The sequence below is a fragment of the Nocardia arseniciresistens genome (genome assembly GCF_046764875.1).
Taxonomy (GTDB): Bacteria; Actinomycetota; Actinomycetes; order Mycobacteriales; family Mycobacteriaceae; genus Nocardia; species Nocardia arseniciresistens.
The window spans coordinates 25,328-41,072 of record NZ_JBKORD010000018.1 but is presented as its reverse complement, the minus strand read 5'-3'; the positions used below and the strand labels follow the sequence as shown (position 1 = coordinate 41,072).

13 protein-coding genes and 3 pseudogenes are annotated in these 15,745 nt (G+C 63.3%); 9 read left to right on the top strand and 7 right to left on the bottom strand.

The features are described 5' to 3' along the window. Positions 1-81 precede the first annotated feature (81 nt). The 3 genes from ACLMAJ_RS29560 (at position 82) to ACLMAJ_RS29550 (ending at position 2,845) form a co-directional block, all read left to right on the top strand. Positions 82-462: a transposase gene (locus ACLMAJ_RS29560; protein WP_412017131.1), complete on the top strand. Its 381-nt coding sequence runs from the start codon at positions 82-84 to the stop codon at positions 460-462. A 58-nt stretch (positions 463-520) separates the two neighbouring features. After that, entirely contained in the window at positions 521-892 is a 372-nt protein-coding gene (locus tag ACLMAJ_RS29555) for an IS3 family transposase (protein ID WP_412017130.1), read from the top strand. 294 nt (positions 893-1,186) lie between these two features. Then, entirely contained in the window at positions 1,187-2,845 is a 1,659-nt protein-coding gene (locus ACLMAJ_RS29550; RefSeq protein WP_412017129.1) for an IS110 family RNA-guided transposase, read from the top strand. On the opposite strand, the pseudogene ACLMAJ_RS29545 reads toward ACLMAJ_RS29550, so the two are convergent. From ACLMAJ_RS29545 to ACLMAJ_RS29535, 3 genes and pseudogenes are all read right to left on the bottom strand, one after another. Continuing rightward, positions 2,837-3,436, bottom strand: a pseudogene (locus ACLMAJ_RS29545) (group II intron maturase-specific domain-containing protein); the annotation flags it as partial. The gene ACLMAJ_RS29550 and the pseudogene ACLMAJ_RS29545 overlap by 9 nt on opposite strands. Before the next feature lie 395 nt (positions 3,437-3,831). Continuing rightward, on the bottom strand, positions 3,832-4,440 hold the full coding sequence (locus tag ACLMAJ_RS29540) for a reverse transcriptase domain-containing protein (RefSeq protein ID WP_412017128.1): 609 nt from the start codon (positions 4,438-4,440) through the stop codon (positions 3,832-3,834). Then, positions 4,421-4,651: a reverse transcriptase N-terminal domain-containing protein gene (locus ACLMAJ_RS29535; RefSeq protein ID WP_412017127.1), complete on the bottom strand. Its 231-nt coding sequence runs from the start codon at positions 4,649-4,651 to the stop codon at positions 4,421-4,423. The genes ACLMAJ_RS29540 and ACLMAJ_RS29535 overlap by 20 nt, the downstream gene beginning before the upstream one ends. Before the next feature lie 389 nt (positions 4,652-5,040). Here ACLMAJ_RS29535 and ACLMAJ_RS29530 point away from each other — a divergent pair, with 389 nt between their 5' ends. Further along, positions 5,041-5,451 (top strand): IS3 family transposase, encoded by a 411-nt coding sequence (locus ACLMAJ_RS29530; protein WP_412017125.1) that lies wholly within the window; start codon positions 5,041-5,043, stop codon positions 5,449-5,451. A gap of 200 nt (positions 5,452-5,651) precedes the next feature. On the opposite strand, the gene ACLMAJ_RS29525 is transcribed toward ACLMAJ_RS29530, so the two are convergent. Beyond that, positions 5,652-6,182: a hypothetical protein gene (locus tag ACLMAJ_RS29525; RefSeq protein ID WP_412017124.1), complete on the bottom strand. Its 531-nt coding sequence runs from the start codon at positions 6,180-6,182 to the stop codon at positions 5,652-5,654. Positions 6,183-6,288: 106 nt separating this feature from the next. Here ACLMAJ_RS29525 and ACLMAJ_RS29520 point away from each other — a divergent pair, with 106 nt between their 5' ends. Further along, positions 6,289-9,183 carry a hypothetical protein gene (locus ACLMAJ_RS29520; RefSeq protein WP_412017123.1) on the top strand — a complete coding sequence of 965 codons (2,895 nt, stop codon included), beginning with the start codon at positions 6,289-6,291 and terminating at the stop codon, positions 9,181-9,183. Between the two features lie 333 nt (positions 9,184-9,516). Then, complete coding sequence (locus tag ACLMAJ_RS29515; RefSeq protein ID WP_412017121.1) at positions 9,517-10,110, top strand: HD domain-containing protein; 594 nt, start codon at positions 9,517-9,519, stop codon at positions 10,108-10,110. Between the two features lie 104 nt (positions 10,111-10,214). Here the strand turns inward: ACLMAJ_RS29515 and istB are convergent. Next, positions 10,215-10,922 (bottom strand): annotated as a pseudogene (istB, locus tag ACLMAJ_RS29510) (IS21-like element helper ATPase IstB); the annotation flags it as partial. Positions 10,923-11,337: 415 nt separating this feature from the next. Here istB and ACLMAJ_RS29505 point away from each other — a divergent pair. Continuing rightward, positions 11,338-11,868, top strand: a complete 531-nt coding sequence (locus tag ACLMAJ_RS29505) for an NUDIX hydrolase (protein ID WP_412017120.1) — start codon at positions 11,338-11,340, stop codon at positions 11,866-11,868. Here ACLMAJ_RS29505 and ACLMAJ_RS29500 read toward each other — a convergent pair. Beyond that, on the bottom strand, positions 11,800-12,768 hold the full coding sequence (locus ACLMAJ_RS29500) for an NsdA family TPR-like regulatory protein (RefSeq protein WP_412017119.1): 969 nt from the start codon (positions 12,766-12,768) through the stop codon (positions 11,800-11,802). The genes ACLMAJ_RS29505 and ACLMAJ_RS29500 overlap by 69 nt on opposite strands. Before the next feature lie 886 nt (positions 12,769-13,654). Here ACLMAJ_RS29500 and ACLMAJ_RS29495 point away from each other — a divergent pair. Both ACLMAJ_RS29495 and ACLMAJ_RS29490 read left to right on the top strand, forming a co-directional pair. Beyond that, complete coding sequence (locus tag ACLMAJ_RS29495; RefSeq protein WP_412017118.1) at positions 13,655-14,299, top strand: DUF6461 domain-containing protein; 645 nt, start codon at positions 13,655-13,657, stop codon at positions 14,297-14,299. Between the two features lie 139 nt (positions 14,300-14,438). Then, positions 14,439-14,971: pseudogene (locus ACLMAJ_RS29490) on the top strand (recombinase family protein); the annotation flags it as partial. Here ACLMAJ_RS29490 and ACLMAJ_RS29485 read toward each other — a convergent pair. Then, positions 14,894-15,370, bottom strand: a complete 477-nt coding sequence (locus tag ACLMAJ_RS29485; protein ID WP_412017295.1) for a transposase family protein — start codon at positions 15,368-15,370, stop codon at positions 14,894-14,896. The pseudogene ACLMAJ_RS29490 and the gene ACLMAJ_RS29485 overlap by 78 nt on opposite strands. Positions 15,371-15,745: the final 375 nt, after the last annotated feature.

The following is a 15,745-nucleotide window of genomic DNA, read 5'->3' as shown; positions in this document are numbered from 1 at the left end:
AGAGTTGGCCGACACTCGTCGAGCCTACGTCATGGTTTGAAAACACTGAGGCGAGATAAGCAATGAGGTTCACCCCGGAAAGTGGACACCGAGTTAGCAGGATCGAAGGTTCTGCTGGTAAGGATGTTTGCTACGCCTCCTCGCAAGCGTCGGTCGTTCACGGCCGAGTACAAAGTCGAGGCTGCCCATAGGGTGATCGATTCCGATCGCACGATCGCCGAAGTCGCCCGCGAACTGGACCTCAACGAGGGCCTGTTGAGCAACTGGGTCAAGGACGAGCGGCGCAGGAACGCCGCCGCTGAGGTCCACGGTGAGAAACCCTTGGACGCGGCCGAACGAGCCGAATTGCTGCGGCTGCGAAAGCAAGTCGGAGAGTTGGAGAAAGACAACGCTTTCCTGGTAAAAGCTTCGGCGTACTTTGCCGTGATGCAGAAGAACCGGCCCGGTTCGATCCGATGGTGAAGTACGCCGGCCTCGACAACACCGCCGAGCGAGCAGGGCAGCGGTTTCCGGTCGCCGGATGGCGAGGTTGCTGAAGGTATCGACCTCCGGCTACTACAAGTACGTGAAACGCAGGGCGGCAACAGTTCTGACGCCGCGTCAGCAACGCCGCGCTGATCTGGCGGTGAAGATTCTGGACGCCCATGCCGCCTCGGACGGCACCTATGGATCACCTCGGATCACGACCGAACTGCGAGAACGCGGGATGCGAGCGAACGAGAAGACCGTCGCGGCGCTCATGGCCGAGCTCGGTGTCGAAGGTATCAGCCCCCGCACCTTCAAAGTTCGTACCACCGTGGTCCATCCGCGTGCGTCGTTCCCGCCGGACCTGGTCGCCCGCCACTTCGATCAGGGCCGTCCCGACGCCGTCTGGACCACCGATATCACGTAATGGGAGAGTCGGACCCGGTCCGACACGCCGAGAGGCGGACCGGTAGGTGATCACTGAGATATCACCGATCCGGGCGCAGTCTTATCCGACAGCGAGCTGCCGGCAGGTGATCACTACATGTGATGACACGGACTGCGTTTCGAAGATCTCAAGATAGACGGTGACCCTGCCGGTCCGCCGCGAGGGCCGGTGATCGGCTTGTGAGATGCCGCGCCATCGAGCGCTTCCATTAGGTCGCCGCACCGCCTCGAGCTCACGAAGGGAGAACAACTACACACGAGAACGGAGGCACGCATGCCGATGACATGCGGGATCGACTGGGCAGAAGGACATCACGACATCGCTCTGATCGACGACAACGCCGTAATTGTCGCTAGAACCCGAATCGACACCGGTGCAGCAGGATTCGGTGCTCTGCTGGCGTTGGTCGCCGAACACGGCGGCAGCCCAGAAGACACACCGATAGCCATCGAGACCGACAAGAACCTGCTCGTCGTCGCGTTGTCGGAGGCGGGGTTCACGATGTATCCGATCAACCCACGCGCGGTGGCACGCTACCGGGAACGCCATGGTCAGGCAGGTGGCAAATCTGATCCCGGAGACGCGGCGGTGCTGGCACATATTCTGCGCACCGACCGGCCGATGCACCGACCGCTTGCGGCTGTGAGCGAGCAGGGCCGCGCGGTGAAGGCGCTGGCGCGTCAGCACCAGGAGGCGATTTGGGCATTGCATCAGATGGTCAGTCGCCTGCGTTCGGTGCTGTTGGAGTTCTATCCGCAAGCACTGCAAGCGTTTTCAAATCTCCAGCATCGCGCCGCAACGACTATTCTCGCCGCGGTGCCCACTCCTGCTGCCGCGGCCAGGCTGACCCGCGTCCGGGTGATCGCTCTGCTGAAACAGTGTGGGCGGCGAAACGATCCGACGTTGGTCGAGCAGATCCTCACCGACCTGAAATCCGCGGCACTGCGCCAACCGTCGCGGGTCGAGGAAGCGCTCGGGCACACCGTGATCGGACAGATCAGGATCATCACCGCGATGCAGCAAGCCGTCGACGAACTCGAAGCCGAGATGGAACGTGAGTTCGCCAGCCACCCCCAAGCCCCAATCCTGCGGTCCGCACCCGGCCTCGGACCGATCCTCGCCGCCCGCCTTCTCTCCGAAATAGGCGACGACCCAAAACGATTCGCGGACGCCAACAGCTTGAAAGCCTTCGCTGGCACTGCACCGGTCACCGTGGCGTCGGGCCGATCCCGATTCGTCAAGGCCCGAAAAGTTCGCAACAAACGCCTCGGCGACGCCTGTCACAGTGGGCATTCGCCACACTCACCAAATCGTCCGGTGCCCGCGCCCACTACGACAAACGCAAGGCCGCTGGCGACCGCCACAACGCCGCCCTGCGCAACCTCGCCAACAAACTCCTCGGTCGCATGTGGTGGTGCCTGGTCAACAACCAACCCTGGGACGAACACGGCGCCTGGCCTGACCACTACCACAATCGCGAAACCACCACCGCTTGACAACTCACCCGCGTGGGATGTCTATCTGAACTGCGGGGAAGGTGACATGTTCTTGTGCGCGATCCGGGACGGGAACTCCCGCCGGGTGCTCGGGCACGTCGTAGCCGAGCACATCGGCGCCGACATGGTCTGCCAAGCCATCGACCGCGCAGTGGCCACCCGGTCACGGCCGGTCACGGGCGCGGTGCTGCATTCCGATCGTGGTGGGGAGGGCGAGTTCACCGCGGCGCTAACCGCGAAAGCCTGCCACAGGCACGGCTTGCGCCGGTCAATGGGCGAGACCGGAATATGTTGGGACAACAGTCCCACCGAATCATTCTGGTCGACCTTCAGTCGGGTAGCAGGGACGCATTACGGCGTCCCCGCCCCCTCAGAACCGTACGTGCCGGTTGTCCCGGCATACGGCTCAAGCACGCCCCGAGGGCGTTCACGGTGATGCGGAAACTGTTGTGCCCCTGCGTTGTCGAGCCCGCAGGGACCGGTGGCAGGCGGTGTGGACGAGGCGGGTTCGGGTTCCGTCCGGCTGCCCATGGTGAGTGAGATGGTCAGCGGCGATAGCGCGCCGGATGGTGGCCAGCCACCACCGTTCCCATTCCTCGGGCGATTCGGGTGGCTGGTCGCCGGACAGTACAGGATCCCCGCACAGAGGGCAGCGCCCGTCCTGCTCGGTGAGCAGGTGCAGGTTGTAGCTATCCAGTGCGGGCCGCACCTTCCGCCGCCGGGCCACCCAATAGTCACGCAGCTCGGGATCATCCGGTGATGCCGAACCCGTAACCAGTTGGTGCCGGACGATATTCGTCCATGCGAACCTGACCAGGTGAGGAACCCCGCCACCACTGCTGCGGTGGTCGCGGTCCCCGAATACCCAGCGGTCGTTGCGGAACTTGTTGAACCTGCAGAAATAGCGGCGAGCGATCCACTGCTTCGGCTTGCCGGGATGCGTGCGGCACGCCCACCGGAAAGTCAGCCACCACACGTAATGATCCAGCGCGGCAAACACTCTGCTGGACACCACTGGCCGGTAGTAGGCCGCCCAACCCCCGGATGATCGGGTTGAGCCGGGCGATGACCGCCGCCGCGTTGGAGCCGCGCAGCCCGCGCATCTCCTGCGCGAGCCGTTTGCGGATGCGTTTGACCGCGTCCCGGCTCGGTGTTATCAGCAGCTTCGAGGGCCGGGGCCCATGCTGCCGATACCGGCGGATGGTGAACCCGAGAAAGTCGAAGCCGCCATCGGACTCGACATGCACGATACGTGTCTTGTCTCGTTGAACGACAAACCCTCGGCACCAGCCATTCCGCCAGCCTCACCTTGACCTGTTCGGCCTGCTGCTGCGAATAGCAGCAGACGGCCAGGTCGTCGGCATACCTCACCAGGACCGGAGCGCCGGTCACCGTCCGCCCGGCGGTGATGCGGCCGGTTCGCTAACGCACTCCTGCGGCCTCCTCCAGGCCATGCAAGGCCACGTTCATCAGCAACGGGCTGATCACACCACCCTGGGGCGAGCCCCGGTCGGTCGGTGCGAATTCCCCGTCTTCGAGCACACCGGCCGGCAACCAACCCTCGACCAGATCCCTGGCTGGGAACGAGTTGAGGCGGTCGAGCAGCGCGGCATGTCCGATGTTGTCGAACGCGGCCGAAAGATCGGCATAAAGTATCCATACCCGTTGGGCGCGTGGCCCTTTGAGCGTCAGATACAGGGCACCGATCGCATCGGCACAACTGCGGCCCGGCCGGAACCCATACGAACGGGGCTCGAACCGGGCTTCCCACTCGGGCTCCAGTGCGTTGCGGACCCGGGCCTGATGGCACCGGTCCATGATCACCGGAATTCCGAGTGGCCGCTGTTTGCCGTTGGCCTTCGGGATATACACCCGCCGAACCGGCGCCGGTTCCCACGACGACCGTAAGCGATGCACCCGCACCGCAACATCCGCGCGGGCCTCGGCGGAAAGCGCTGTCTGTCCGTCGATTCCGGCCGTCCGGCGTTGCGCTGGGTCACCTGCCGCACACTCAACAACGTGTTCGACCATGAACCAGCATCAGTTTCTGCAAGGACCGGACCTGCGCCCAGTCCCGGTTCCGTGTCGCCTGAAAGATCCTGCGCCGCAACCTCGCTACGTTCTGTTCATGGGCACGCCAGTCCACAGCGCCCCACACCAATCCAGCAGCGCCCTGGGGTCCGTTCACCTCGACGGTGTCCAACTTGTCCCTCCGGTTCGTGATATTGCTCGGCACCAGCATGTTTCAAGGCTCACCAGCCCACGTCAGCGCCCTTTCGAGCCTGGCCACCAGGGCCGGTATCCGACCGGTTCCCCGCGACCACCGCCGGAGCGGCGGCGCTGGGGCGCGCGTCCCGTCACCTTTCGGTCATCGGCATTCGCTTCTTGGGCTTCCTGTTCCTGCCGGGGACTTCCGTTCCGCTCACGATCGGCCTACCGGTGCCCAAAAGCCCGGACCCCGGCGGGGTTTCCGCGTTCCACGCGCATGAGATACGACCGGGTTGGGTGCCCTCTTGACCCCGGGACCAGCGGTGTTCACACGACCGGCCGTGCTTCACCGGTCGCCGCTCGCCGCCACTTCCAGCGGCACCGTCCTGCACCAGGCATTCATCCCGCCTCCCTGGAGTTAGTGTGACGAGGCATCAACGAGGATTCACTTGCGTTCACCCGTCCGGTCTTCCCCTGGCCCGGTTGCTCCCGCGGACGGAACGCAGGCCCTTGGGCTTCTTCCCTGAGCTTCGCACCCGGGACAGACAGGATCTGCCGACGCACGTCAGGGCGGGGATCGACCTCGAACACTGGTCGAGAGCTACCCGTCTGGCACAGCCAGCCTCCTATCGAGAAGCTCACTCACACACGCGACTTCGCGTCGCACAGCACGAACACTACTACCGACACGTTTACGCCATGGAGTCCGAACTTGTTGCCTCGGTTGACAATTGGATCGACTGGTACAGCAATCACCGACGCCACTCCGCAATCGGGATGCTCAGCCCGGTACGCTACGAGCAATCCCTGACAGTCGCAGCACACGCTGCTTGAAACACTGTCCACCGTTCGGGGTGAACCTGACAACCGCAGCGGGCACGCCTGGCGTCACTAACACACTGCTCGCAGCCCAATCACACTGTCGCCACGGCGCGACCACTTGGAAGCACGAAATTGAACCCGAACATCCGCTTCTGGCGTTGACCGCTTGGCCAATCGCCCTGCGACTAATCATGTCCGCAGCCAAAATCCGCTCATAGCCGCATATCGCGCGTCTGGTCAGACCTCGATGCCAACGCGCGTTGCGTGAACTCGACCAATCCCGGCTGCGGCTGGTCTCCGATGGGTATCAGATCGCGGACGCAGGCATGCACGAGCCGGTGAGCGTGGACCTGTTCGGGTGTCAACCTCTCGGCTTCCGCCAACGCGGCCAGAGCTCGCGCAACACTTCGCCGTTGTGCCCGAGCACGCGCGACATCGATCATCAGCCGACCGCGCCGTGCGGCAAACACGGTCGATGCGTCGATCGATTCGGCTATGCGGATAGCCTCTCCGGCGTCGCCTAGTTCGACTGCGGCAGCGACCTCGTGCAACTGCACGTCCGTCACTCTGCCGAACTCAGGTAACTGGATCTCGTAGCGGCGGTTCTTCGGGTGGTCGGAGTCTCGTAGGCGCTCTACTACGCCGCGCGATGCGCGCCAACTTGCGGCCATCTCCCGGGTCACCGCTCTGGCGAACACATCCGGCTTCCGAGCGTCCGGCGTCACCTCACCGAGCAGCATCATGGTTCACGCCAGGTGGAGCAACCCGCTACTCGATTTCCGCATCAACCTTCCTGGGCGAGACACTAGCTCGTCTCGTGACCAAGTTCGCCCAGTTTGTACAGGCGCAGTGGAGGTCTCGACCTTTATGCAGAGGTCATGTCAGCAGTGGGCGGTATCGTTACGCTGGCAGCGTAACGTCGTCGCGTCCACCCACGACAAGTCGCTGGTAGAAGCCGTCGGTGGGAGGTCGTTCATGTTGTTCAGAGTCGAGCGCAGCGAGGCCGAGGCACTGGCCGGAGCGTCTGCACCGGTGGCGATCCTCATCGGCGACTCTGGTACCGGAAAGTCATTTGTGCTGCAGGACGCCCAACGTATCGCTGCGGCCACCTTTTTGGCACCCGCACCGGTGTCATGCAGCTACGAAACCGGAGCGCTGCAGGCGGCCCTGCTCGACTCGCTTGCGTCGGCATTGGCGATCGGACGGGCCGGACGTAGTCAGATTGAGCAGCTCGGGCGTGAGGTCAAGGCGGCAGCGCTCGCGACGGCCAGCGAGGTCGGCAAGAATCTGGCGAAGGCCATCGCGAAAGAGTTGTTAGCGTTCGTGAAGGGAAAGATCGGCGCCGAAACCGGTGACGCGCTGGCGCATTTCGTGAAGGAACTTCGTACGTCCAACGACGCAGAACTGCGCCGAGACATCCTTTCCCGCTCCGACGCGACAGTGGTGCGGGAGATCGCACGTCTCGCCGAGCAGGTAGCGGAAGCCCTCAACCGTGACATCGTCCTTGCCATCGATGACGCCAATAGACTCTCAGACGAGGACCGCCGAATCCTTGCGTCACTAGCGGCACGTTCATCTCCGCATTTTCGAATTGTCGCCGCCTGGTCGACAGCTGCACCCGACGCATCCGGGATCGCAATCCTCCAGGATGCAGGTGCGACGGTTTTCGAACTGACCGGCCTATCCCCAAGGGCCGTCGGCCAATGGATGGATCACGAGCGAATCGACTCGGCAGTGGCCGCAGAGGTTCACTCGCTCACCGCAGGATACCCACTGCTCATCGAGGGCATGCTCGCACACCTCGAAGCGGGTGGCGACCCGGCCGACTTCCGAGGCTCGGGCATGTTTGTCCGCGTACTCGATGCCGCCCTAGACCGACTCTCGCCGAACGCCCAGCATGCGGCCCGAATGCTTGCCGCGTTCAACCAGCCGCCCCGGAGTGACCGGATCGCGACCTACATGGGAGTAACCGCGATCGAATGGGGCACGATCCGGAGAGCACTCACCCGAGAACGCATCCTCACGACCGACCGAGATGGGATGGCGTGGTTCCATGAGCAGCGCCGCGCTCATCTGTGGGATGTCGTCCTCGACGATCAGGAGCGTCGCGAAATCGGGCAGAAAGCGTACGACGAGCTCATCGACGAATTCGAAGCCAATCCGGAAATCAGTGCCGGTCTGGTCGTGCGGATCGCGCGTATGGCGAACTACGCTCATGCTTCGCAGGACAGGGATCCCATGCTCGCCGCGGTTGTAGCACTCGATCTGCCGGACATTGCTGTGGCCGCCGCGTCAATCGAGCTGACCTCTCCGTCCGAACTGGCGTTTACTACCGCAGATGCCATCCTCGTGCACGCTCGCAACATGTTCGGTGCTGAAGGCAACCTGATCAGGTCGCTCGATAAACTGAGAACGCTCGGCTTGGCTGTGGCGACTGAGGGTGTCGCAAGCCCCGGGGTCCCCTCCGAACAGATGCGGATCGATCCGAACTTCGGCACCGGCCATGCCATCACTGTGCTGCACGGAAGGATCCAGGGGGAGCTCCGCAAGGTCGCGGTTCCCAACCTTGCCGAGCACGTCACGCGGACGCATCTGGAGAAGGTCCGACTCGAATCGACATCCATGACGTTCGCCATCCAAGACATCGACACCAACGACCTCATCGCGCTCATCGACGACATCCGGCCGCCGTTGATGAGAGGCGCGCCTGGCGTCGCCATCCGTGCCCGTTTTGGAGAGCAGCCGTTCTTCGCGACCGCGGTGTTCAACAACCAGGCGCTCCGGACCGCCGCACTTGGGATACTCGACGATCTCAACGAGTCGTCTTTCGGGCGTACTTTCACGGTCGACAAGGTCGTGGTCGACCCCAGCGAACCGATTCCCTCGGTGCGATTCTTCAGAGCCCTCAATATGGCAACCGGTCTGCAGATGGAGCGGAGTCAGAGCAAGTGGTGGATGCGTACCGACATCACACTGCCTATCAACGTATTCGCCTGGCGGCAACTTGAGGCCATGCGTTTCGTACGATCCCAGACCGGCGGGTTAGAGCGCGAAGCGCTGGGACTGGACCGCGCGATCGGAATTGGTGTCGCCGAAGTTGGCGACACCACCTATTGGGCCGATCTCCGCGGCCTCGACACCGTCCTCGTCAAAGAGATCCCCGCGGATCAATCGATGGACAGCCCATACACGTTCTACAACCTCGAACGGCTCTTCGCGCTCAAACCGGGGCAGAGCATCATGAACTTTACGACGGAGGTACGCGGGGAGCCTCGAATCGAAGACCCAGTCGTAGATCTCTTCTCCGACCTCTGGGAGAACGCCCGCCGTTTCAACAAAACCCAGCCACGACGGAAGGTCCCCACTAACGAACCGTCACTGACCGAACACATCCGCGCCTCCCACGTGCGCGACCAAGAAGTTGCCCGCCGCCTCTCGGAGACGATCACCATTGGCGGCCACCGTGGTCACCGCGACATGACAGCCTTGCGACTTGCGATCCACACCCGCCGTGCTCCGACCGGGTTGCAGTTCGGGCCAGCGCTGGCGGTGTTCCCTCCAGGGTCGCCCGACGACGTGAAGGTCGCGCTAGTCGACGGAACCGGCATCAACTCCGCCGACCATCTTCTTGAGAAAGCCTTCGGATCCATCAATCAATGGGAGTTCCCCGTCGCCGGACCCACCAACGAGGTCATTGCGACCCTGCTCGGTCACGAACCTGACGAGATTCAACTGACACGCTAACGCCCATCCCGCACGTTCCGCGACTGACTGCCAGGGAAGACGTGAGGCGGGTCCGTGCTCCACTGGCAGTGGGAGCGGCCGGTCACCATCTCGCAGCCCTCAGGGCAAGGCAAGGCACTACGGCGGCAGGATCGCCGACGGCGTCGAGCCCTCACCGAGCTTGGACCCGTGGCTTCGGTCGCGAATTCGGGGGTCGGCTGATCGCGAATTCGGGCATCAGTCGGGCCACCTGCAGCCCGTTTCTGGTCGCGAATTTCGGCATCGCTCCACCAGCGTGTCGGACAGCGTCCTGTCCCGATGGACATCCGGCTGCCCGGGATTACCATGGCTCGGGTGACCTCCGTTGTGCTGCGGCTTGCCCTGGCTGAGACCGGCTATCCGGCACTGCGGTCTTTGCCAGAACGAGTCGAGGTTCTCCTCGAAAGCCTTAATGCCCCACCCCGGCTGGCTGCTCACCTGCGTGCGGTCCACGACGTGGCCTGGCAATTGGCCGACTGGGTTCAACAGCACTACGACGCTGCGCGCTTCGACCGGACAGCCATGCTGTTCGGTGCGGCAACGCATGACATCGGAAAGACCATCCATCCCAATGAGCTGTCAGGCCCCGGCTCCGCCCACGAACAGGCCGGATATGAACTTCTCCTGGCGCAGGGCTTCGAGAACAGTTCGGCTCGCTTCGCACGAACCCACGGATCATGGACCGAAGCCGATATCGGCGTGGAGGACCTGCTTGTCAGCCTCGCCGACAAGATATGGAAGGCCAAGCGGGTTCCCGAGCTCGAACAGTTGGTTGTGCAGCACCTGAGTGCCGTCGGTGGTCAACAGTCATGGCAGGTGTTCATGACACTCGACGATGAGCTTGATCGGATAGCCGCAGACGCCGACCAGAGGCTCGCCTTCCAAGCAAAATATCCGGTCGCCGCCTGACCATCGTAGAGAATACTTCGTCATCGACTCGACCTGAGTTCCCTTGCGACAACTCACGCATCCAGTTTGGCTGAATACAGCGTGTGTCAGTGAGCTGATTCGAATCAGCCCTTGGCAGCTCGGGTGTGGGCGAGGCGGTAGGAGTCGGTGCCGGTTTCGATGATGTGACCGCCGAAGGTAAGCCGGTCGACGATAGCGGCGCAGAGGCGTGGGTCGGTGAAGGTTTTCGTCCAGCCGGAGTAGCTGTCGTTGGATGCGATGGCGACGCTGTTCTTCTCTTCGCGTTCGGTCAAGACCTGGAACAGCAGCTCAGCACCACGGCGGTCGAGTTCCATGTAGCCGAGTTCGTCGATGCAAAGCAGGTCGACGCGACCGTAGCGGGCGATGGTTTTGGCGAGAACCTTGTCGTCGGCGGCCTCGACGAGTTCGTTGACCAGCTTCGTGGCCAGGGTGTATTTGACGCGGAAGCCTTGCATGGCCGCTTCGGTGCCCAGAGCGATGAGTAGGTGGGATTTGCCGGTGCCGGAGTCACCGATCAGGCAGAGTGGCAGATTCTTTCGGATCCAGTCGCAGGTGGCGAGGGTGTGGATGGCGGCGGCGTCGATGTTGGGGTTGGCGTCGAAGTCGAAGGTGCGCAACGACTTGTCGCGTGGGAATCCGGCAGCGCGGATGCGGCGCTCGGAGCGGCGCCGCGCCCGGTCATCGCATTCGCTCAATAGCAGCTCGGCCAGAAAGGCTCGGTAAGACATCTGTTCGCGGGATGCGGTGTCGGATATCTCGCCGAACTGGCCGCGGATTGTGGGCAGCCGTAGTCACCGGGCCGGCCTCCAGGGAAGCACGCAGCGCGTCCTCGTCGGTGGACAGCGCGACAAGCCCGCGCCAGGAGAGCTCGTCAAGGGCATTGGCCCGGGTCTGGGTCACGACTGCAATAGTCCTCTCGGTAGCTGGACCGCGACGAGCGGGCCTCTGCGACTGGCTCGCCCCGATCTCGAGGTCGGCCAGGCAAGTCTGAGATCGGCAACCACGGGAGCCTCAATCGGATCGGTTGCCATGCCGATACGAGTGTAGTTATCACTGGCCGCCCCCCAATATTCTCGGGGATGGGCCTCTGGCGGAAGGTAGCAACCCGTAGCGCCGGTGTCCCGCTACGGTGAATCCATGATCGAACCGCCGCGCACCATCGTTCACCGGACGTGGACCGTCTACGACGGAACTCCGTGGCTCGAGGTGACCCGCAACGAGATCACGACCCCAGACGGACTCGACCGCACCCACCACTCCATCCAGCTGAACACGGTCGCCACAGTCATCGCCGTCGACGAGCATCACCGCGCGCTCCTGATGCGCCGCCACCGATGGATCGTGGACACGATCGGCTTGGAGTCTCCCGGCGGAATCGTCGATCTGGACGAGGAACCGCTGAACTGTGCTCGGCGAGAGTTGCTGGAAGAAACCGGCTTTGAGATCGACGAGCTGACGCTCGTGGCCGATCTCGAACCTATGCCCAGCCTTGTCCGAACCCGTCACCTGGTGTACCTCGGAAGCAATCCACGCCAGGTCGCGATGCCCAGCGATGCGGAGGAAGCGGCCCAACTGCTCTGGATTCCGCTGGAGGAAACCACCGCCCTGCTGGCGAAAGGGATGCTGTTAGGTTCGGGGACCGCAGTCGGAATGCTCGCCGCCGCAGCCTTATTCAAGGGCGAACCTACAACGCAGTCGCCAGGACAACAGTTCGTGGCGCTTCCTGAGTCTCACTGAGCCGAGTTGAGCGATCGTCGAGTCGGCGGCATCCAGGTGCTCGCGCGCCTCGTCCCACGTATGGCCCAGATTCGCCTCTGCAAGATCGAGTAGTTGTCCGCAACGGGCTCGAACAAACTCCTCGGGCAGGCCGTTCAACGCTGCTCGCGCTACATCGGCACCGGCCGTGTCACCGGCTCTGACGAGGACATGGCCCTGCCACCGTTGCAGGTGCACAGCGTTGAGTGACAGATAGGGCATAGATGCCTCGTCGCCGTCGGTTGATCGGACCAAGTCAATCTCCGCGCGGGATAACGCCGCCCGCACGGGTTGCTCGTGGCCCGGCAGCGTTGCGGCGACCTGAGCGTGTGTTGCGGCCAGCCACGATCGCAGCAGCATCGGCAGCATCGGCATTGCCTCGGCTTTGGCAATGTTGGCGGCGGCCTCGGCCGCTTTGCCAGTCTCGGCGAGCATCACCGCATGCTCGCCTATCGCGTGAGCCAGCAACGCCGAGTCCCCGGCGCGCGAGGCAGCCTGTTTGGCCAACATGTAGTGCCGTGATGCACCGTCGTTGTCGCCGACATCGAGGTCCTGCCACGCGGCCAACGCGGCCGTGTCAGCCTGCGCACGCGCGATACTCACCCGGTCCGAACCCGAAGCCCCCCGCCATAACGTCTCCAAAGCGATGACGTGGCTTGCTGTTTGAACCCGCACTGCTGGCGCGCCCAGCCGACGATCCAGCAGCCGCAAACTATTCGTATGCCCACTCAACAGCGCGAACAACGAGCCATCGCCTGCGCCATCATGCGAAGTCGGAACTGGCGCGATACTCGCTTCATCGAGCTCGAGAACGCTGCAGAGCAGGCGGCTGTGCACTTCGTCTGGGACAACATGGCCATTCTCCCAACGCGACAACGCCACCCGAAGACTCGCAGTCGTCATCAACCCCACACGGTCGCGGTCGGCTTGTTCCTGCAGAGCGGAGACCAGCCGCGTCTGTGACCATCCCCGAGCCCGCCGAGCCGACCTCAACACACTTGCGTCGATACCCACCCCGCTCCCCGTTGCCACCCACTCAGCGCCATGTACCCCCGAGACACAGACAACACCGACTGCACCCACACCGGGATCACATTCAGCTAAGCAGAACACGGCCCACCTAGCCATTGAATCTTGCGACCTCCTGTGTGGGCGAGATCGGTATTAACGCGGGCGATCTCAGCCTAGCGAGATCCACATTCGACCCGGATGGCACCGCGGCCTCGGTGCAGGGCTTCGACGAGGGTAGTCCCGATGCAGGACATCGGATCCAGCACCACATAGCAGGGTCGGGTGTAGGTCTCGATCGCGTTCGCGGCGCACCGGCGCCACACCTCGTCCTGGCGAGCAGCAGACATCCCGTAATCCCGCACCCAAACCTCCAGGCCGACATGATCATCCACGCGGTGATGCAGTGATTCCTTGAGCCCAAGTTCGTTTGCCGACACCCTTCTCAGGTGAACGCGATGGCTGCTCCAGTCGCGATCGAGAGTTTCGCAGCCCGGAGGAGCTGCTGAGAAGCCTGTTTCCGTCGATTCCCCGGTGAAGTTGGCGGGTGTTGCCAGGTTTCCTTGGCGGCCACGTACACGATCTGCGCCGAAGTGTCCGGAAGAGCGGTATGCGGCTATGAGCGGTCGTTTCAGTGTGAAGCTCGTGTATATACGGCCGCGTTTGTAACCGTTCGCACCCTCGAGGTCGGCGAGATGTCGTCTGGCGAAGGAGCAGCGCGGGCCGCTGATTGTCGGTAACACCTGCCAACATGGACCGCATGACGACTGCCGACCCGTTGGCTCCGTTCCAGTGGCTCAACACCCACAACAGCAAGGACTTCTTGCTGGGCGAGATCTTCACCGTGGCTTTTTTCCGCGGGCTCGACCCGTCGGAGGTGGTGCGCCGCTTCAGCTGTGGCGAGGACTACGGCCAGGAGTCGACCTTCAATGGGCTCACCGAGAAAGTCCGTGAGTTCGTCGGCAAGACCGACGGGGGGTACGGCGGCGGCAGCGTGGGTGTCTTGGAGGTCGGTGAGTGGAGCGTAGCCATCGAGCTGTTCGGGTGGATGGGCACGCTCCACGAGGTCCTGGCCGAATTGTCGCGAGGCTGTGAGGTGCTGGCGATCACTCGGCACGACTACGCCGAGCACAGTCTCGAGTACGCGATCGACGGCACGATTGTCACGGGCTACAGATTGACGCGCGCGCACGACCGATACGGCTCCGAGCCCGACCGGCTCAACGGGTTCATGCGGGAGCTGGGCATGGCGCTGGACACACGGGACGACGAGAGCGATTGGGACACCGACTACCACGCCGCCGTACCGAGAGCTTTCGCCTTGGCCGCGAAAGTCACCCAGGTGCGGTTCACATCGGACATGCTCAGCCGCGCCATGCTCGTAGGGCCCGTCGCGTACAGATGATCAACCAGTGGGCCGTAGGGCTTTCAGACCATCGCCGAGCCCAACAAAATCTGGGAACCGCCGTCTATAGCTGGGGGGTCGCAGCAGCGTCGCCCCTCATCACCGGCCGCCACCGTACAGCGCGAAATCACCGCCACTTATGGCTGTGAGTCACAGTCGTTCGCGCCGACACGGTGTTCAACAAACGTGTCGAAAACGATTGGTGTTCAGCAAGTCCTGTCGGACGTTTCTCGTACAGTCTCGGCCATGGCCAGCCAGACTCATGCCCTCGACATCGCCGAACCCGCTCGCACTCGACGGTGACGCACTCGATCCGATCGGAGGCGGCGGCGCCCTCGTCGGCCACGGGGTCTCAACCAAGGGCCAGCTGCTCGACCGCCAGATCGCCGCGCTCACCACGGCCGGATGCCAGCGAATCTTCACCGACAAGAAATCGGGCAAGAACGCCGAACGCGAGGAACTGGCGGCGTGCCACGACTACCTGTGCCCCGGCGACACCTCGTGGTGCCGTCACTGGACCGGCCCGGCCGCAGTCTGCAAGACCTCATCTCGATCGTCGCGGGACTTCGCAAGCGCGGCCTCGGATTCCGCTCCCTACACAAAGCCCTCGACACCACCACCCCTGGCGGCAGGCTCGTGTTCCACGTGTTCGCCGCGCTCGCCGAGTTCATCCGCGAACTCATCGTGCAGGGCACCAACGAGGGGCTGGCCGCCGCACGCGCCCGCGGGCAACGCCTCGGCCGGCCACCTGCCATGACCGCCGAGTAGATCCGCCAGGCCCGCGCGATCCTTACCCGACCAGAGGAGAGCACCTGGACGCCCACCCAATGCCAACGCGACCGCACACAACAAGCGCTGCAGAATGGCCGTTCGCCGGGAATGTCGCGCGGTCAGTCCTGGCAGTTGCTCGGCGAAAGTTCTTCTGCCGCAATCGGAGTTATCGCAGAACAACCGCCTCACCCGCAACCTGATCACCACCTCCCGACCGGTGATCGCGGTATCGGACAACCGCCGCCGATAGCGGCTATGAACCCGCCAGGACTGCGATGCGCAGTCTGGACAGGTGGCCACCTCGTCGACGGTGCTCACGTCAAGGTTCACTCGAAGCCCGGTCGAGGCCACGCCGTCGACCTGCAGCCCAGCCAGATGCGGGAACAAGACCGCGAACGGTCCAAGATCAGAACACCAGCGACATGATCGATCATCAAGCGCCCGTTGGCAATCCGAGTCGGGTCAATCACGCAAACCGTGCCAGATCCAGTCTTCAGGCGGAAGCGACACCAGGAGCATGACACTGGAACAGTTCGTAGAATTTGTCTTGCAGCTGAGTAGCTAGTGCAGGATCGCCGAGATGATCGGCACGACGGCGAAACACCACGCGAACTGGTTTGGCCTCTTGCAGCCAGCCGTCTGGGACCCACAACAGCGTCATGCGAGGTGTTCGCG